The 19,661-nt window shown below is 42.3% G+C and carries 15 protein-coding genes, 1 other RNA gene and 1 pseudogene; 3 read left to right on the top strand and 14 right to left on the bottom strand.

All coding sequences use genetic code 11. The annotated features are described in order from the left end of the window. Positions 1–38: 38 nt before the first annotated feature. The 6 genes from LKD48_RS11900 to LKD48_RS11875 form a co-directional block, all read right to left on the bottom strand. Positions 39–1,565, bottom strand: a complete 1,527-nt coding sequence (locus LKD48_RS11900) for a SpoIID/LytB domain-containing protein (protein WP_308732103.1) — start codon at positions 1,563–1,565, stop codon at positions 39–41. Positions 1,566–1,673: 108 nt separating this feature from the next. Beyond that, a non-coding RNA gene (gene ssrS / locus LKD48_RS11895) (6S RNA) lies at positions 1,674–1,855 on the bottom strand. Between the two features lie 58 nt (positions 1,856–1,913). Then, positions 1,914–3,812, bottom strand: coding sequence for an SH3 domain-containing protein (locus LKD48_RS11890; protein ID WP_308732102.1), 1,899 nt, complete (start codon positions 3,810–3,812; stop codon positions 1,914–1,916). 79 nt (positions 3,813–3,891) lie between these two features. Next, positions 3,892–4,635 (bottom strand): S8 family serine peptidase, encoded by a 744-nt coding sequence (locus LKD48_RS11885; protein WP_308732101.1) that lies wholly within the window; start codon positions 4,633–4,635, stop codon positions 3,892–3,894. Between the two features lie 7 nt (positions 4,636–4,642). Then, on the bottom strand, positions 4,643–5,512 hold the full coding sequence (locus LKD48_RS11880) for a recombinase family protein (RefSeq protein WP_308732100.1): 870 nt from the start codon (positions 5,510–5,512) through the stop codon (positions 4,643–4,645). A 138-nt stretch (positions 5,513–5,650) separates the two neighbouring features. Next, entirely contained in the window at positions 5,651–8,179 is a 2,529-nt protein-coding gene (locus LKD48_RS11875) for an HAD-IC family P-type ATPase (protein WP_308732099.1), read from the bottom strand. A 241-nt stretch (positions 8,180–8,420) separates the two neighbouring features. Here LKD48_RS11875 and pyrB point away from each other — a divergent pair, with 241 nt between their 5' ends. Together pyrB and LKD48_RS11865 are read left to right on the top strand one after the other, a co-directional pair. Continuing rightward, the gene (pyrB, locus tag LKD48_RS11870; protein WP_118614499.1) at positions 8,421–9,341 is read left to right on the top strand and encodes an aspartate carbamoyltransferase; all 921 of its coding nucleotides are present in this window, start codon (positions 8,421–8,423) and stop codon (positions 9,339–9,341) included. A 20-nt stretch (positions 9,342–9,361) separates the two neighbouring features. Further along, positions 9,362–9,784, top strand: coding sequence for an aspartate carbamoyltransferase regulatory subunit (locus LKD48_RS11865; RefSeq protein WP_308732098.1), 423 nt, complete (start codon positions 9,362–9,364; stop codon positions 9,782–9,784). A gap of 94 nt (positions 9,785–9,878) precedes the next feature. Here the strand turns inward: LKD48_RS11865 and LKD48_RS11860 are convergent, their stop codons facing one another. Then, positions 9,879–10,448, bottom strand: coding sequence for a Uma2 family endonuclease (locus tag LKD48_RS11860; RefSeq protein WP_308732097.1), 570 nt, complete (start codon positions 10,446–10,448; stop codon positions 9,879–9,881). A 134-nt stretch (positions 10,449–10,582) separates the two neighbouring features. Further along, positions 10,583–11,428: a LysR family transcriptional regulator gene (locus tag LKD48_RS11855; protein WP_308732096.1), complete on the bottom strand. Its 846-nt coding sequence runs from the start codon at positions 11,426–11,428 to the stop codon at positions 10,583–10,585. A gap of 198 nt (positions 11,429–11,626) precedes the next feature. On the opposite strand from LKD48_RS11855, the pseudogene LKD48_RS16555 reads away from it, so the two are divergent. Further along, a pseudogene (locus tag LKD48_RS16555) lies at positions 11,627–12,987 on the top strand (MATE family efflux transporter). Between the two features lie 87 nt (positions 12,988–13,074). Here the strand turns inward: LKD48_RS16555 and LKD48_RS11845 are convergent. The 6 genes from LKD48_RS11845 to recA form a co-directional block, all read right to left on the bottom strand. Then, a complete protein-coding gene (locus LKD48_RS11845; RefSeq protein WP_066562600.1) occupies positions 13,075–14,016 on the bottom strand; it encodes a TIGR03943 family putative permease subunit in 942 nt (313 codons plus the stop codon). Between the two features lie 100 nt (positions 14,017–14,116). Beyond that, positions 14,117–15,265 carry a CobW family GTP-binding protein gene (locus LKD48_RS11840; protein ID WP_308732095.1) on the bottom strand — a complete coding sequence of 383 codons (1,149 nt, stop codon included), beginning with the start codon at positions 15,263–15,265 and terminating at the stop codon, positions 14,117–14,119. 169 nt (positions 15,266–15,434) lie between these two features. Beyond that, entirely contained in the window at positions 15,435–15,983 is a 549-nt protein-coding gene (locus tag LKD48_RS11835) for a hypothetical protein (RefSeq protein WP_308732094.1), read from the bottom strand. Positions 15,984–16,101: 118 nt separating this feature from the next. Continuing rightward, positions 16,102–17,649 carry a ribonuclease Y gene (rny, locus tag LKD48_RS11830; RefSeq protein WP_118614507.1) on the bottom strand — a complete coding sequence of 516 codons (1,548 nt, stop codon included), beginning with the start codon at positions 17,647–17,649 and terminating at the stop codon, positions 16,102–16,104. 138 nt (positions 17,650–17,787) lie between these two features. Beyond that, entirely contained in the window at positions 17,788–18,342 is a 555-nt protein-coding gene (locus LKD48_RS11825) for a regulatory protein RecX (RefSeq protein WP_308732093.1), read from the bottom strand. Beyond that, positions 18,339–19,391 (bottom strand): recombinase RecA, encoded by a 1,053-nt coding sequence (gene recA / locus LKD48_RS11820; protein WP_118614511.1) that lies wholly within the window; start codon positions 19,389–19,391, stop codon positions 18,339–18,341. The genes LKD48_RS11825 and recA overlap by 4 nt, the downstream gene beginning before the upstream one ends. Positions 19,392–19,661: the final 270 nt, after the last annotated feature.

The following is a 19,661-nucleotide window of genomic DNA, read 5'->3' as shown; positions in this document are numbered from 1 at the left end:
CTGACATATCTTCATGTGAAAACATTCACTTTGATAGTTTACCATGTTATTGTATCAAATGCAATCCCCTGATAAAAAAACAAAAGAATCTCCTGCCACGTTTTTCCCTGCTCTAATAGTTGGTACGCACAATTTTGTGATAACCCAATACCATGTCCATTTCCGCCGCCACAAATCACATAGCCTGTCATCGTATCCTGATTCATCACTGGAATCAGACAAAAAAAAGCACTTGGAAGGTAATTTCCTTCGCTTAGCGATACTGTTTCCTCTGATTTATTTTGATATGTACGGTTTGGTTCACTTAAAAGCTTTCTCATAATAAGCTCCCCTGTCACCAAGACACTTCCTTTTTCGTATGTAAGCTTAAGCCCTGATACCATGCCTCCGGCGAAACGACCCGTCACCTGCACAGATGTTAATGTTGAGCTGATGATCTTTTCTAAGCTTTCTCCTTCTGCCTTGATACATTCACTTTGACTGGCGCTAAGCGCTGGAAGACGTTTTAAAAACAGCTCCTGCATTACATCAAGAGGAATCTCACAGCGCCACCTGTACCATGCCATATTTGACTCTAATCCAGCTGCATTCTGGTCCTGTAAAAATGCACTGACTGTCGCCTCATCTGTCATATCACGATCTGACTCTCCTGTTAAATTAAGTGATTTCAGATAAGGAAGCGTCTGATTTCCAGACCAGGCAAGATTATCTGAAGTATAGCCGCATGATGTTGAAAAATAATATGGCACGATTGGCGCACCGTCACGCGTCATTATCACACCTGATGTAAGCTTTGCTCCCTGCGCTGAAATCTCCTGATAGCCTGCACTGTTATACACCTGATAATCTACAGAATCATCTGCAAATGAGCCATAATTATCAATCGTTTTTTGGTGAAGAATACGTTCATATGCATATGTACGTGCACATACAGCCTGCAGCTTAGCTGCTTCTAATCCATAGGAAACAGGCATCTCGCTTGGTACTACCTTTGAAACATAATCCTCAAGCGGCAGTTCATTTACAATCACAATGCCCTGTTCACTAAGATATAAATCAAGAACACCTTCATATTCATGGCTGATGCCGCGCCTTAAAATACTGTCAATTATAACGAAGCCGCCCTCCGATGCCACACGAATCGATCCTTCCTGAAAAAACGGATGCTCCGGTGTAATCGTAACAGTCTGTCCGCCGGTAAAAATCTGCTCCTTTGTGCCAGACTGTATATGAAATGTATCTGGACATGTTATGATTACCTTGGCATGCTCAAATGAGGTGTTGTCTGAATTTTTCAGCTTAACGCGCATAGAGGGCATCGAAGATACAGCTTCCTCAACTGGTTTTGTTTCTTCCTGATTTTGAGTCGCTGTTTTTTCATTTTCCTGTATATCAGACGTTGTTTCTTCTTGTGTCTCTGACAAAACACTTTGTTTATTTGCCGTCTGGATTTGTGTTTCATTCCAAATAGCATTTTTCCACAACACAAAAGCTGCGATCAAGATCTCTGCCGTTGCAATAGCCAGGCAGACGATATGGATACGCCTCACGCGGAAATTTTTCATGCTGACACCTCTGCCGCCTGTTTTTAATGTTTACACAAGAAAAGAAAGAAGGCACTACTGCAGAATGTTCTGCTGTAATGCCTTCGTACGTTATAATTTTATCTTTTGTACTATCCCAGAGTGCCGTCCCTGCCCATTTGACGCCTAGCTAATGCTAGGTGGGCAACCGCAATCAAACTTCTGCCTTCCACTGCACAACGGAGGCCTGACATCTGCCTGACAATATAGGAATCCCGTATTAAGTCATGTAGGTTCAAATAAAAGCAAGACTTCGTACACCCCAGGATCTATTGTTAGTATAACATATTTTACAGAAAAATCAAGTAATCATTACATTTTTTTCTGTTCTTATTCTTCATCCCAGTCATCTTCTAGGATTTCATCGCCCCAGTCATCCTCGTCGGAATATTCTTCGTACTCGTCGTAGTCATCATATGCTTCTTCCTGATACTCGTCTTCGTATTCTTGCAAAGTTTCTTCACCGCTTTCATCAACAAAGCCTTCGTCTTCTGCATTTTCATGCTCTGGATCATTGTCCCATTCGGCTTCCTCAATTTCCTGTGGCTCCCATACAGTGTGTGTATCCTGTACTGGCACTGCTTCTTCTTTTGACTCTTCTTTTGCTTCCTCTATCGGACGTTTATTCTTAGCTGCCTTCTTTCGTGCTGCCTGCTCTTTTGCACTCTGCTTTACGTGTGCCTTCGCTGTCTTTTGTGCACGCTGCACTTTTTCCTGTGCAGATATAGGCGTTGGAACAATTGCTTTTTCTTCGTCGTTTCCGGCTTCCTGCTCATACACATCATCATCATCGTCTTTGTTTCGTCTTCTGATTAATGTAACTGCAAGAATAGCAACAACAATTGCAATCGCAAAGATAACACCAATGATGACCATTGTTAAATTATTAATAGTCAGCTGATAACGGTATGTCTGCTGGGGAATGGTCGGGCCTGCTGCTACAGTTGTTACCTGCTGATTCTGTGCGTTAGTCTCTGCTTCATTACTTTCATTTTCCTGTGCCTGTGATTCAGGCTGCGTGGCTTCGACAGACTCCTCACTGCTTGTCACCTCTGCCTCATCTGACTCCTGTGAAGCCAGAACAGGTGCTGCAGACTTCTGATCATCTGTCAGTGTATTTACAACTTCATATGTTCCGACAGGTGTGCCATCCTGGAAAATAAGATACTGTGAAGAGACATAACCAACACCATTTGGTGTCTCAACCTGACTCCAGTTTCCAAATGTTCCAATGCGGTGAACTGCAGCGCCTGGCATTAAAGAAGCAATTCTTGGTGCTGATGTGCTTGGATACTGACGCACATTTAATCCGGAAGCCAGATCATTTTGAGCCATTACAGAGTCATCTGCCGCTGCATATACTTCCTGCTCGTTTCCCTGCACCTTTAAAAATGCATGATCGAATAATGTCTCTGTATCACTGTAGAAATTATCATTATCTGATTTCATGATTACACAGATAAGATCCATGCCATCACGGTATGCTGCTGTAACTAATGTACGTCCTGCTTTTGCAGTATGTCCTGTTTTTCCTGCATACACACCTTCATATGGACGTGCACCATTAATCAGCTGATTTGTGCTGGTACAATTTCTCTCACCATACTTGTTTGTTGCCGGAATCGTGTAGGTTGCTGTTGAATCAACATAACGAAAAACATCATTTTTGAGTGCTGCATCAAAAATAATCGCCATATCGTGAGCTGTTGTATAATGATCATCATCATCTAGTCCATGCGCATTCATGTAATGTGTATTGACTGCACCAAGCTCTTGTGCCTTCTCATTCATCATCTCAACAAATGCGTCAATGGAGCCTGCCGTATAAACTGCCAGCGCGCTCGCACACTCATTTGCGGAATTAAGCATAAGGCCAAACAACGCATCACGCACTGTCATCTCCTCGTCCAATATTGCCACTGGATTTAATGTAGAGCTGTTGCTGCTGATAGAATCCATAACTTCACTGTTAAATACAACAGTATCGTCAAGATCAGTACAATGCTCAAGTGTGACAAGTGCCGTCATAATTTTCGTGATACTTGCCGGGTAGTAACGGTCATCCATATTTTTTGAATATACAATGGAGCCGTCCTTTCTGTTAATTACACAGTATGCCTCCGCCTTGACATCAGGACCATCCTGCTGTGCAAATACGGATACGACAGACAGCATGCAAAGACATACTGCTACTAGTACTGCCGTTATTCTTTTCATTGTTTGCTTCATAATACGTAACCTTTCTTACGCCTTCCATTTTTCATTTTCTGTTGGTCATTATACATTATTTGTTTGTATTATGCAAGCACTATTCAAGTAAATGACTTATATCGAGCTGTCCCCACCCCTGATGACTGCGCGGTAAGCCTAAATTTTTCGCACTTTTCCAAAGCTTTAGCTTCACATTTGTATTTGTCATTTTTGGATAACGTTCCAATAAAAGCGCTGCTGCACCAGATACCATGGGCGTAGACATGCTCGTTCCGCTCTTTACTGTATAAGGGCGGTCATCTTCCCCCTTCATTGCATTTGTTGCCACAATATTTGTTCCAGGTGCTACGATCTCTGGCTTACAAATACAGGCAATTGTCGGTCCTCTTCCTGAATAATTATGGTAGAATCTTCCACCCTCATCAATCATTTCCTTATCATCGCAGGAACCAACAGTGATAATTTTTCTGCTTATTCCCGGCGATGTAATATTATGCTGCTGCATACCCTCGTTGCCTGCCGCTGAACAAATCACAAGACCACTATCCCAAAGCGATTCAACAGCCTTGACAAGCTGCGAATTTTCTTTCTGCTTTTTAACTGAACCTACTGAGATATTTACAATTTGTATACCAAGGCGTTTCCCATTTTCTTTAAGCCAGCGAATGCCTTCCAGCATAGCAGACAGCCTTCCTTTTCCGTGAGCATCGAGAACACGTACAGACACAATGAAAGCCTGCGGTGCAATTCCCTGAATATGACCTCCAGAAAGCGTGCCGTCACCTGCGATAATGCCTGCAACATGGGAAGGAGGCAATGGTGTGATCGCAGTTATTTTCACGAAATTCCTACTCGGTGAAGCGCCTGTGTTTTTTCTCCTGTACAAAAAAGAACATTTCCTCTGATATAATCGGTTCATGGACATGTGCTATCCTAATCCACTCTTCTGGCGGAATCTGTATCCTCGCTTGATTTTTGTAGCTGACAGTCCTTGTCTTTCCCTGCACTATTTTCCCGGTGTAACACTCGTTTGCTAAAATCCGGTAAATGCTTCTGCTGCTCCAGCCTGCTTTAGCATCTGGAGATGGATATGCTTTTTGCTGACAGTGCTTCACAAGCTCTTTGACTGATGTGCCAGCCGCATACGCCTCGAATAGTTCTCTTACAATTGATGCCTCTGGTTCTTTTAATATCAGCTTATGTGGATTCTCTGGTGACTTTTGATAGCCAAATGGAGCGCTGCTTCCAATAAACTCACCGCTAAGCACCTTCTGATGCAAGATTTCCCGCACATTTTCGGAAATCTCCTGGCAATACCACTCGTTTACAAGAGCATATATCTGTCTCGTCTTTTTTCCACTTCGACGCACTGCAATATTATTAATTTTGCCTGTATCTACACCGTCCGTCACACCAATAAAACGAATATTAAGATGCGGCAGCTCCCGATGAAGGTACTGCTCAATATGTAAAAAATTCCGTGAAAAGCGTGACTGATTCTTTGCCAGAATCACATCAAAATGACCTTGTCTGGCATCCTCCATCATCTTAGCAAAACCAGGACGCGTGTCTGTTAAACCAGATATTGCTTCATCTGTATATTCTTTTACAACCGAAAAAACATGATCGTTTGCATACTTCCTTAAAAGAGCCCTCTGATTCTCAATGCTCTCCTGTTTATCTTCTTTGCTCAGTCTAAGATATATTGCTGCTCGCATGCACTCCCCCACCTTAAATCTTGCAGGTTATACTCGCCCTTTCTTCATTCTATGGCAGACACTCCATACTCATTCCGACCTATAAAAAAAGCACAGCAATCCGCAAATTGCTGCACTTTTTGTTTATAATATTTTTTCTTATACACCTCTAAATCGTCTTGTCTTTACCTTTATCGGCTTTGGCGGCTTGACATCATGGCGATGATCGTACCAATAGAAAAACTTATCATAACCCTTTGTTGCAAGATCAATAATCATTGGTGCGAAGTTTACTGCTGCCAATGTGACTATAACGCATGTAAAGTTTAATCCAACTAGTTCCATAATACGCTGACCAATTACCATTGCTACAAGGTAAGCTGTCTGCATAAGATAAATAACAAATTTGCGGTATCCTGTCATTGGCGAATATACCTGACGAAGTGTGATCAGATAAACCCATCCCGTTGCCAGTACACATACAGTTGAAAGCATCTCACGCGGTGTTCCAATTGAATGGCCAATATTGTTTATAATAGTAATCATTGCTGTAATAGTAATGGCCGCCGGCATTGACATTCGAAGCACCTCTCTGAAGAAATGCTTGTTGACCTTCTGAAAGCTTGGTTCTAGCTGCAAAAGCATCGTTGGAATTGCAACTGCACATCCGTTGATGACTGACAGCTGAATCGGCTGGAACGGATAATTCTGTCCAACAATGATTGTCAAAAGTGCTGTCAAAACAGAAAATCCTGTCTTAATTAAGAACATTGAAGCTGCTGCCTTGATATTGTTGATGACACGTCGTCCTTCATTTACAATATGTGGCAGTGATGCAAAGTCTGAATTTAACAATACCAGATTAGCTGTATTTTTTGCTGCCTCACTTCCTGATGCCATCGCAATACTAACATCAGCATCCTTGAGTGCAAGCACATCGTTTACACCATCACCAGTCATAGCTACTGTACGGCCATTTTGCTTTAGAAGCCTTACCATCTGCTGCTTTTGCTTTGGAGTAACACGTCCAAAAACTGAATATTTTAAGATGGCATCCTCCATTTCCTCATCAGTATGGATCGTTGTCGCATCTATATATTTGTCGGCATCCTTTAATCCGGCGCGTGCTGCAATTGCCGCTACCGTTACAGGATCATCACCTGAGATTACCTTTAAGTCAACACCCTGCTCCTCAAAATAACCCAAAATATCAGGTGCATTCTTACGGACAACATCTGTCATGAAGACGAAACCAACAATCTCAAAGTCCTCTGCTAACGTATAGTCTGTCATCTCATTTGGACTGTGCGCAACTGTCAGCACACGAAGACCCTGACTTGCATATTCTGCAATCTTTTCAAGCACTGCCGGATCTGCCTGCGGGAAAATAAACTGGTATGCACCCATAAGGTACGTTCCTTCTCCCTCAAACACAACACCACTGAACTTGCGCTCTGACGAAAATGGAAGCACAAGCTTTGTGTTTGTTGACTGGTTTCTCTTGTAATGCTGACGAAGCGCCTGAAATGTCTCATTTTCATCTCCAAGTGCTGCAACCATTCTGCCCATCAGCTGCTCTAAATCAACGTCTTCCTTTACTGATTCCTCACCCTGTACGCAGAGATGACCTTCTGTGATTGTTCCTGTCTTATCAAGACAAAGCGTATCTACACGCGCCAAAGTTTCGATACAAAACAGCTCACGAACAAGTGTGCTTCGTCTCGCCAGACGAACTGCGCCAAGTGCCAGCGCCACACTAGTCAAAAGTACAAGACCTTCCGGGATCATACCAAGTACTGCAGCCACTGTATCAAGTGCTGCCTGCTCATAGGTGCTGCCTGAGATCCAATACTGCTTTGCAAATAATATAATGCCAAGCGGTACAATAATGATACTGATAAACTTTAAGATCGTATCCAGATTTCTCTGCAGCTCTGTCTTATAGCGCTTAAACTGCTTTGCCTCTGACGAAAGCTTTTCCATATAACAATCGTGTCCAACTTCTGTCAGAAGACACATTGCCTTTCCTGATGTCACAAAGCTTCCCGAAAGCACCTTGCTGCCGCACGTCTTATGGATTGAATCAGACTCTCCTGTTAAAAGAGATTCATTTACATCCACCTCTCCATCCAAAATCACACCGTCCGCCGGAATCTGTCCTCCGCTCTTTAGCAAAATAACATCATCCTTTACTAGTTCTGAAACTGTTACAGACTTTTTCACGCCATCACGTATTACATCTACATGACTTACTGTCAGGATCTTCAATTTATCAAGCGTAATCTTTGCCTTGATTTCCTGAAAAATACCAATCAGCGTATTTGCGATGATGATAAAGATGAACAGCATGTTTTTGTAGGAGCGAACAGATAAAACTAGTGCCAACAGCACGACATTGATAAAGTTGAAAAACGTCAATGTGTTTCCCATCACAATATCTTTAACACTGCGGTTGCTTGAATCCTGAATGGCATTTACCTGTCCGTCTGCAATACGCGCTTCTACCTCTGCCTGCGTCAATCCCTGAAAGCAAAGCTCTCCATTTGCTCCCGTCTGCACACGTGTGTGCTTTTTCGGGTCAAAGTTATCTGTGGAATTTTGCTGCTGCGGCTCATCACCAATCTCTGGCTGATCCACTTTCTGATCGACAGTCTCCTGATCAACAGATAATTCTTCGTTGTCGCCCATACTCTTTTTCTTTAATTCCTACTCTTTCTTCATTTTAATTTTAGAGCCAATGTCTGTAAAGTAAAGCGTTCAAGCTTTCAAAATTGTACAGACAATCCTTATTTTATCATACCAATTTGCCAAATACAAGTTTTTCCTTTTTTTTTAAAGAACTTTTAATTTTCTCTTCCCATTTTCTTCTTTCTGTTATATAATACCCGTGAATCAAATGAGTCATACAATCGGAAAGGAGTTATTCTCTATGAGACACTTATTAAACCCATTGGATCTGTCCATGGATGAGCTGGATAATATTTTAAATCTAGCTAATGATATTAAAGAAAATCCAACCAAGTATGCACACAAATGCGACGGCAAACGCCTTGCTACACTTTTCTATGAGCCAAGCACACGAACCCGGTTAAGCTTCGAATCAGCAATGCTTAATCTCGGGGGTACTGTTATTGGCTTTTCTTCTGCCGAAAACAGTTCTGCTTCTAAGGGCGAAAGCGTTGCTGATACAATCCGTGTTGTATCATGCTATGCCGATATCTGTGCAATGCGCCATCCAAAGGAAGGTGCTCCAAAGGTTGCCTCCATGTTTTCTGGCATCCCAGTCATCAATGCTGGAGACGGCGGACACCAGCATCCAACTCAGACGCTGACTGATCTTTTCACAATCCGTACCTTAAAGGGACATACAGACAACATGACAATCGGTCTTTGCGGTGATTTAAAATTTGGCCGTACCGTTCATTCTCTGATTGAATCTCTGGTTCGCTATGAAAATGTAAAATTTGTCCTTATCTCCCCTCCGGAGCTTCGCGTTCCAAGCTACATCCGTGACGAGGTATTAAAGGGATTTGAATTTAAAGAAGTAACAAATCTGGATGATGTTCTTCCAGAGCTTGATATTCTTTACATGACACGTGTTCAGAAGGAGCGTTTCTTCAATGAGGAAGACTACATCCGCATGAAAGACTGCTATATCCTGACAAAAGAAAAGATGGATCTGGCAAAGGATGACATGCTCGTTCTTCATCCGCTTCCACGTGTAAATGAAATTTCTGTAGAAGTAGATAATGATCCGCGTGCTGCATACTTTAAGCAGGTTCAGTTTGGCGTATATGTCCGCATGGCACTTATTCTGACACTGCTCGGACTTGCACCTGAAAAAATCTAAGAAATTTGAGGAGGAATATTATGCTGAACATCAGTGGTATTAATAACGGTGTCGTTCTCGACCATATCCAGGCAGGAAAATCAATGGATATCTACCATTATTTAAATCTTCAGGAACTGAACTGCCAGGTTGCTATCATCAAAAATGCAAAGAGCAACAAAATGGGTCGCAAGGATATCATCAAGATCGAGGGAAGCTTAGATCTGCTTGATCTTGACGCACTTGGCTACATTGATCACAAGATTACCGTTAACATCATCAAGGATGGCGTGATCTCTGAAAAGAAGATCCTTCGTCTTCCAAAGCGTATCACAAATGTAATTCACTGCAAGAATCCGCGCTGCATCACCTCCATTGAGCAGGAGCTGCCGCACGTATTTGATTTGACAGATGAAGAAAATAAAGTATATCGCTGTATCTACTGTGAGACAAAGCATCGCTAATTGTACTAGTTTGATCAGAAAACCATCGGCTTGCAACAATACGGATAGTTGCAAGCCGATGGTTTTTATTTGAGTTTTGTTTCAGCATTGTTAATTACAATTCTAATTGAGAAAAATCAATTTCTAATTCTGGATAAATATTGACCTTGACTTTCTCCTTTAAAGTCTTTGGTGGATCAAATGCTCCTGCCTGCAAGCCCATTTCAAGATTATAGACAACAATTCTGTCATTCTTTGGGTCAATAATCCAATATTCACGAACACCTGCCATACTATATTTCATCAATTTACGAATATAATCATTATTTTCCGTTGAAGGAGATACGACTTCAATTACCCAGTCTGGTGCACCAATACACCGCTTACCGTTACTTAACTTATCACGATCGCAAACTACTGTCACATCTGGTTGCACAAGATTATACTTATCATTTGCACTTAATTGCACATCAAAAGGTGCTGGATACACTTTACATTTACCATTATTGGATTCAATATAATTTCCTATTTTTCGGGTGAGAAAGCCTACAATTTCTTGATGCACTACTGTAGGCGCTGCCATATTGTAAAAAATTTCTCCATCTATCAATTCTGCTCTAGTTCCTTCCGGCAACGCTTCTACATCAGCAATTGTCTTCCACTCTTCCTTCTTTTCAAGTGCCATTCCTCTTACCTCCTTCGGATTGATTTTCTGTGTTTTCATGTTATCACAATTTTTTTTACTTATCAAGTCACTTCCAAGAAATGATCCCCTGTCTGATTCAGCTTTTCCATCTTTCCATCAGCTCTCTTTTGGCATCAAAATATCATATCCAAAAGCTCCCGAATCTCCTCTGGAAGTCGTCCTTTTCTCCATGCTAGTAAAATCTCCGTTGTCAAATCAGCATCACAAATCTGGCACGCATGGAGCTTATCCGAACGTGTCAACATTGACTCTGACAAAATGGCAATTCCAAGCCCTTTTTCGGCCATCGTCATTGCTGTTCTGGCATCCTCGCAGGCAAGATAAATATCGCAAATCAACCCAGCTTTTTCAAATGCAGAAAACATATATTTTTGATATCGGTGAGACAAGATCAATGGTTGCTCGGAAAGCTCTCTTAACTTAATCGAGGAACGCCCTCTTAAAATAGGATATTCGGGTATTGCCATCGCAAGCAAACTTTCCTTTGCAAGTGGATACGTCTCGCATCCATTTAACACAATTGGAGTTCGAAGAGTCGTCAGATCCAACATTTGGTTTTCCAATTGATCTTTTAACGTGAACGTCGATCCCTCATGAATGTCAAAGTGAACCTTCGGATATTTTTTAGAAAATTGAACCAGAAAATCAGACATCATTGAGACTGTAGACGGTGTCATTCCAATATGCAAAGTCGCCGCCTGCCCTGACTTTATTACTTCCTGTTTCGTCAAATTGGCAAGCATTAAAAGTGTTTCTGCCTGCTCATAGAGTGTCTTTCCCGCTTCTGTCAATGTAATTTTCTTGGTGCCGCGAAGAAAAAGCGAAACCTGCAATTCTTCCTCTAGCATTTTCATCTGATAGCTGAGTGGCGGCTGTGTCATATGGAGAGCCCTTGCTGCTCCGCTAATGCTTCCCTCATCTACTATCGCCCGAAAATATTCTAACTGTCTAAGTTCCATCGTTCTTATTCTCCTCCTTGCAATGTTTTTTTCCTGTCAATTTCATCTAAGAAATTTCTCACATCGTTTTTAAAGTTTTGTTTTATTTTTAATATACAAAAATTATTGATTTGCCATATAAAAACAATAATTTACATATAGTTTAACACATGCTATACTATTGTGGCAAACAAAAAAGAAAGGGGTTCTCTATATAAAATGAAACTAATTGATTTTGAGCATGGAACAGTGACAGGAAATATTCTTGGTGCCGCTCTTCCAATGTTAGTAGCTCAGATTTTAAATCTACTATATAATATTGTAGACCGAATTTATATTGCACGTATTCCAAATGTCGGAACAGCAGCACTCGGCGCTGTCGGACTGTGTTTTCCACTGATTGTTGTGATTACCGCCTTCAGCAATTTATTTGGAAGCGGAGGTGCTCCGCTCTTTTCAATTTATCGTGGAAAAATGAGTCGCAAAAATCGGCAAGTATTATGAACACCTCATTTACAATGGTTGTCGCCTGTGCCGTTGTCTTGATGCTTATTGGCTTTTTATTTGCCAGACCGCTTCTTGTCGTATTTGGCGCATCAAAGGATGCCCTAGTTTATGCCTATCCGTATTTTATGATTTATCTAATTGGAACACTGCCATCTATGATTGCCACTGGTATGAATCCATTTATCAATGCACAGGGCTACTCGACAATCGGTATGACCTCAATTGCCGTCGGAGCTATTGCCAATCTCCTATTAGATCCATTATTTATTTTTGCTTTGGGCTTTGGTGTGCAGGGTGCCGCGATTGCAACTGTAATTTCTCAATTTCTGTCGGCTGCATTTGTACTGTTTTTCCTGACAAAAAAATCCGAATTAAAGGTTCGATTCTTGAAAAAGGACGAATTTGCCGAATGCACCGGCTATGCAAAAAATATCGTAAGCCTTGGAACAGCAGGTTTTATCATGCAGTTGACAAACAGTCTTGTATCTATCTGCTGCAACAATATTCTGTCGAATGTCGGTGGCGATATCTACATATCAGTCATGACAATCGTATCGAGCGTTCGCCAATTGGTTGAGACACCGATCCATGCAATGAACGAGGGAACCTCTCCGATTTTAAGCTACAATTACGGTGCACGTCGTCCCAGTCGCGTGAGAAAAGCGATGATGGTAATGGGGGCTATGATGCTTGGTTACACGGCCATTATGTGGAGCATCATTATTGTATTTCCCAATGCATTAATTGGTATTTTTAGCTCAGATGCCACACTGATGAAGGATGCAGTCCCAGCTTTAAAGCAATATTTTGCAGCATTCATCTTCATGGATTGCCAATATATTGGTCAAACCGTCTTTAAATCATTAAATAAAAAGAAGCAGGCGATTTTCTTCTCACTGCTTCGTAAAGTCTTTATCGTTGTGCCGCTCACCTATCTGATGCCATACGCACTTCATATGGGAACAGATGGTGTCTTTTTGGCAGAACCAGTATCAAACGTCATTGGCGGTGGGCTTTGCTTTGTCGTAATGCTGTGCACAGTCTTGCCAGAATTAAAGAAAATGGAACAATAAAAAAAGAGAAATGGGAGGATACTGTACTCTAGTACAATTCTCTCATTTCTCTTTGCGGTGAGAAAATAAATAATAATTCAGCACTTTTTAGAAGTATACAAGATCTTCCTTCGGTGCACTTGTCTGAGCAACCTCAGTCGCACGAAGCACCGGTCCCTTCTCGCCATACAGATCAGAATATTCCCACTCAAACGTTGCAGTGACCATTACCCACTGACGTCTCTTTAAGCTCGCTGTATCCTTATACTTGCAGACAAAGCCAAGGAAACGAATATCATCGGCACAGCATGTCATCGCATTTCTTCCTGGAACGAACACATCTGCCGGGAACTCCTTATTCTTCATAACCATTGCCTTGAACACAATGGTCTTTCCGACATACTCATCTGGATTATCCTGTGCATCAATATACCAGATACCGTAATCCTCATCCTCAAGATGAATCACATCCTGATCGCGGTCATAAGGAAGTACATCTTCTGGCTGCAAAGTCTCTCCATCCTTTGTCTCAAACATCACCTCTGCACGACGGTTTACTGCCTTGATTGAACGATTGAATGTATCAATTGGCGTTTCTTGTGTACAGCGATTGAAAACAACCATATCAGTGTATGTTAAAAGCTCCATTGCCAGCGACTTGATATTATTTAAGTACAGCTGGAAGGTGCTTCCGTCGAGAACAGTGATCGTCTGATACAGTTCCCATGAATATGGAAATGGAAGCTGTGTAATATTCTTCGGAGACCACATACCATTATACTCGATAATAACACGATCTGGCTTGTGGCGCTTTCCTACCTCACGGAAGTACTCTCTGTTTAATTCACTCTCTTCCTCGATTGTCTCTGTCACAACATGATACTTGTCCATAAATTCCTGATCAAGCTCTGTCTCTCCTTCTTCGCAAAGGATTAAAAGTGTCTTAGATCCATCATTAAAATAATCCTGCTGCAGCGTAAATTTCAAAAATGATGTCTTTCCGCCTTCCAGAAATCCGGTGATCATATATACTGGTATCTCATTTGCCATGTTACTGTCTTCCCTTTCTAACGCTTTTATAACGAAGAGCTGCCTCACCTTATTACAGGATTGGCAACTCTATCGCCATGTTTCTCTACTTTTTTATCGCTTACAGCTTAAACAGCTTTTCTAACTTATCGGTATCCATCTTAGAACCAATTACACAAAGTCTTCCTGTGTAATCAGGTGCACCATTACGGATCTCATACTCACCCGGAACAAGGTCGAAATACAGCCATGTGCCATCTGCTGCCGGCAGCATTCCCTTTGCTCTTAAGATAATACCAAACTCGGTCTCCTCAGACAGCTTAACAAGAATTTCATCAAGCTCTTCCTTTGTATACTTTCTAGGAGTCTCCTTGCCCCAGCTGGTAAATACCTCATCTGCATGATGATGGTGATGATGATCATGATCGTGGCAGCCACAGGTGCACTCCTCGCCATGCTCGTCATGGTCATGATGATGCTCATGCTCATCATGATCGTGGTGATGATGATGGTGCTCATGCTCGTGATCATCGTCGTCATCGTGATGATGATGCTCGTGATCATGGTCATGGCAGCAGCAATCATCATCGTCGTCATGATGGTGATGATGATGCTCATGCTCCTCTTCTTCATGAAGCTTCATAGCCTCTTCCATCAGCTCCTCTGCCAGTGAATGACCCTGCTCCATAACAGCCAAAATCTGCTCACCTGTCAGCTCGTCCCACGGAGTGGTAATGATCTTTGCCTTTGCATTCTTCTCCTGAATCATGGAAACTGCCTGAGCCAGCTTTTCTTCCTTCATTCCCTGAGTTCTGCTTAAGATGATGGTGTTTGCGCTCTCAACCTGATTGTTGTAGAACTCACCGAAGTTCTTCATATACATCTTGCATTTTGTCGCATCTGCAACTGTTACAAAGCTGTTTAAGTCAAGATCAATATCACCTGCAACGTTCATGACAGCTGCGATAACATCAGACAGCTTGCCTACGCCTGATGGCTCAATAATAATGCGGTCTGGATGATACTGCTCAACTACTTTCTTTAAAGCAGCGCCAAAATCACCTACAAGTGAGCAGCAGATGCAGCCTGAGTTCATCTCAGTAATCTGGATTCCAGCGTCCTTTAAAAAGCCGCCGTCAATGCCGATCTCACCAAACTCATTCTCAATCAAAACGACCTTCTGGCCATTTAATGCTTCCTGTAAAAGTTTCTTTATTAAGGTTGTCTTTCCTGCTCCCAGGAAACCTGAAATAATATCAATTTTTGTCATTGTGTAACCATACCTTTCTGTACTCTCGTACAACCAAACAAACGTTGCCGCTTCCAACTTTGTATCTTAGCATGTTTGCTTATATTTTGCAAGCCTTCTTTTGCGCAAGTTTTTTCAAATATTATACTACAGTTCACGCGTCATGTTACGAAAGCCCCTCAACTTAGGGCTATGCAACAAATATCTTCATAACTACAAGCGGTGCTAACATCACCTCGCTTCCTATCCCAACAGCCCATATCAGCCCTATGCGAAATAAAATCCCGATTTGCTCTCCTAATCTAAATTCGCTGCGTTTATAGGCTAGCTCGTAAAGTGCCCAGTATCCAAAAATATAAAAGATAAAGTGCGGCAGAAAAAGAGCCAGAGCCTGCAATATTCCTGTGATGCCAAAAAGCATCGTTGCTGATGTGATTATAACTGCTGCTGATACACCAGAAATAAAGGCGATTGCTGCAAAAGCAGCTGGTGCAGCATTTGTTAAAGCTGACACTGCTATCATCAAAAAAACGGGCAGGCGAAGGCGGCAAACATACTTCAAAAAGCCAGAAGGAAAGCCTGCCTGTTTAATTTGAAGATGAACTGCCGGAAGATAGCAGATCGTTTGCTTATATAAATACGCTGAGCGCCAAATACTGACTGCTGTTCCAATAAAAATCCCTACTACAAACATTACAATCGGCAAGCTGTAAAGTAACGAATTTCTCCTAAGATCCATCGCACACCTCCCCCTAAGCAAAGCTTATCACGCAACTATATTTTATGCTGTGTAAAAAGAGAATATGCGAAAGTGATATAAAAGAAAAAAGGTGCTGCTCTCACAACACCTTTTGTCATTACTTTGCTATGTCGGTAACTCTGGACTCTCTGATCACACTTACCTTGATCTGTCCAGGATACTCCAACTCTGCTTCAATCTGCTTTGAAACATTTCTGGCCAGAATAACCATATCAGCATCTGACACCTGTTCCGGAATAACCATAATCCGAACCTCTCGGCCCGCCTGAATTGCATAGGATTTCTCAACTCCCTTAAACGAATTGGTAATCTCCTCCAAATGCTTCAGACGATTCGTGTACGCTTCGAGAGTTTCTCTTCTTGCACCTGGTCTTGCTGCAGAAATTGTATCTGCGGCCTGAACGATGCATGCAATTAAAGAGGTTGGTTCTACATCGCCATGGTGGGACTCAACGGCATTGATCACAATCTGGGACTCTCTGTACTTGCGGCACAGCTCGGCTCCCAGCTGAATATGTGAGCCTTCCATCTCATGGTCTACTGCCTTTCCAATGTCATGTAACAATCCGGCACGCTTTGCCATACGGACATCTAACCCCATCTCTGCGGCCAACAGTCCTGAAAGATGAGCAACTTCGATTGAATGCTTTAACGCATTCTGACCGTAGCTTGTGCGGAACTTCATGCGTCCTAAAAGCTTTACAAGCTCTGGATGGATGCCATGAACACCCACCTCAAGCAGGGCTGCCTCTCCCTCTTCACGAATCATTACTTCAACTTCTTTTTGCGCCTTCTCCACCATCTCCTCGATTCTTGCCGGATGAATACGGCCATCAAGGATCAGCTTTTCCAAAGCGATTCTTGCCACTTCTCTTCTCATAGGATCAAAAGAGGACAAAACAACTGCTTCCGGTGTATCATCAATAATAAGCTCTACTCCGGTAAGCGTCTCAAGGGTACGAATATTTCTTCCTTCACGTCCGATAATTCTTCCCTTCATCTCATCATTTGGCAGCTGAACAACTGAGATTGTTGTCTCTGCTACATGATCGGCAGCACATCTTTGAATGGCAGTCACTACATATTCCCTTGCCTTCGCGGATGCCTCATCCTTTGCCTTTGCCTCCATCTCCTTAATCATCTTTGCAGTGTCAAGTTTTACTTCGTTTTCCACGCTCTTGAATAAAAACTCTTTTGCTTGTTCGGAGGTCATACCTGAAACACGTTCCAGTTCCTGAGAAATCTGTGCCGTAAGTTCGTCAGCCTTTGCATGTTTTCTGTTCAGGCTTTCTTCCTTTGCATTCAGGCTCGCTTCCCGCTTTTCTAAAATACTTGTCTTTCTGTCAAGCGCCTCTTCTTTATTGACAGCACGCTTTTCCATTCTGGACAATTCGCTTCGGCGTTCTTTGATCTCTTTTTCGAGTTCATTTTGAGCTTTCAGGTTTTCTTCCTTCGCCTCAAGAAGCACCTCGCGTTTTTTGCTTTCTGCGGTCTTAAGAGCATCGTCTATTATTGCTCTGGATCTCTCCTCCGCACTTCCAACGGTCGCTTTGTACTTGGACTGCTGGATGCCGGTTGCGACGAACCAGACGATAACAGCAACAATCACTGCAGTAACCGCTGCTGTAATAATAATAGGAACCACAGGAGCACCTCCTTTATGAAATTTTCATTGTACGGTTTATATTTCATATATAAACAGGCAACAGTATAATTTTATACGATTCATTTATAAAAGTCAAGACGTTTTGTGGAATCCAACATACATCCAGCCTTTCTTTGCCTATTTATTTGTAGAACCATACTCATCACGCAGCTCCCAGACAGCACGCTTTGCCATTTCGTACGGAAATCCCTTTGATACAAGACTTTTTACTGCCTTTAAAAAATCTTCTTCTGTGCGAGGCGGCTTTTGCATAAGACGCTTTCGTGCCAGACGGCGCACCGTATTTTCCTGCTCATCTGCATAGGCCTCAAGTGCATCTTCAATCGATTCCTTATCCACACCGCGGCTTGAAAGCTGCATATAAAGCTGACGCCTGCTCTTTTTCTGACAGCCAGTCCGAACATATTCCATAGCATAATTTCCATCATCCACATAGCCAAAGCTTTCGGCGTAACGAATAGCATCATCTGTCTGTTCTGCCGAAAAGCCATCGTCCATTAGGCGTTTTTTCAGCTGATAAACCGTTCGTGGACTGTACTCGAGAAGATGCAGACAGCGTCTTCTGGCCTCGGTGTTAAAACCTGCTGAATCTTTCTGAAAAGGCAAAGAACCGTCCTCAGACGGACGGCTCTTTACCTCGCGATACAGCTCGCTTGTCTCCCACTGCTTCACTCTGCATCATCCCCTGACTCTGCTAGTGCTGTCGGCTCTGCATCCTTAAGCGGAAGGTTATAGTGTGCACGTACCTTATTCTCAACCTCAGCCATGATATCAGGATGCTGTGACAAATAAATCTTCGCATTCTCACGTCCCTGGCCAATCTTTGCATCATTATAAGAGAACCATGCACCTGCCTTGACAATGATATTTAAATTCACCGCAAGATCAAGCACATCGCCTTCCTTGGAAATACCCTTTCCAAACATGATATCAAACTCTGCTTCTTTAAATGGCGGAGCAATCTTATTCTTTACTACCTTAATTCTTGTATGGTTTCCGATTACCTCACCTGCCAGCTTCAAGGACTCTACACGGCGCACATCAAGACGAACAGATGAGTAGAACTTAAGTGCACGTCCACCAGTAGTCGTCTCTGGATTTCCAAACATAACACCAACCTTCTCACGCAGCTGATTGATGAAAATTACGATACAATTGGAACGGCTGATTGCTGCTGTCAACTTACGAAGTGCCTGTGACATAAGTCTTGCCTGAAGACCTACATGGGAATCACCCATATCGCCATCGATCTCTGCCTTTGGAACAAGTGCTGCAACAGAATCAACAATCACAATATCAATAGCACCTGAGCGAACCATCGTCTCAGTGATTTCAAGTGCCTGCTCTCCATTATCCGGCTGAGATATGTAGAGATTATCAATATCAACACCAATATTTCTTGCATAAACAGGATCAAGTGCATGCTCAGCATCAATAAAGCCTGCAATTCCGCCTCTTTTCTGAACCTCTGCAACTGCATGAAGAGCAACAGTTGTCTTACCACTTGATTCTGGTCCGTAAATCTCAATAATACGACCTTTCGGCAGTCCGCCAAGTCCAAGTGCAATATCAAGACTAAGGGAACCTGTCGGTACAACCTCAATATTCATATTTGCACCAGAATCGCCCAGCTTCATAACGGCACCCTTGCCGTAAGCCTTCTCAATCTGAGTTAACGCAACGTCCAATGCTTTAAGCTTTTCCTGATTATTCTTATCCAAACCTTACCTCTTTCTGTACAGAATAGTCTGTACGCTTTTATGAACGCATGTTCGTGTCTATATTATATAATACACCAGTTCGACACTTTTGTCAACAAGATATTTTTCGATTCCTCTTTATAATACACCAAAACACATGTTTTGTGAAGTGGAAATTTAACGCAATTTTCGACAAATAAAAACCCCAGCTGCATGATATGCTACCCTCATATAGGACAATGAAATATAAAAGTCCTATATGGGGGTATTTTCATGTTCAGAAAGAGTAAG

Source organism: Anthropogastromicrobium aceti, assembly GCF_020687335.1.
Classification (GTDB): Bacteria; Bacillota; Clostridia; order Lachnospirales; family Lachnospiraceae; genus Anthropogastromicrobium; species Anthropogastromicrobium aceti.
Note: the sequence above shows the minus strand (reverse complement) of the source record. Positions and strands in the feature narration are given on the sequence as shown.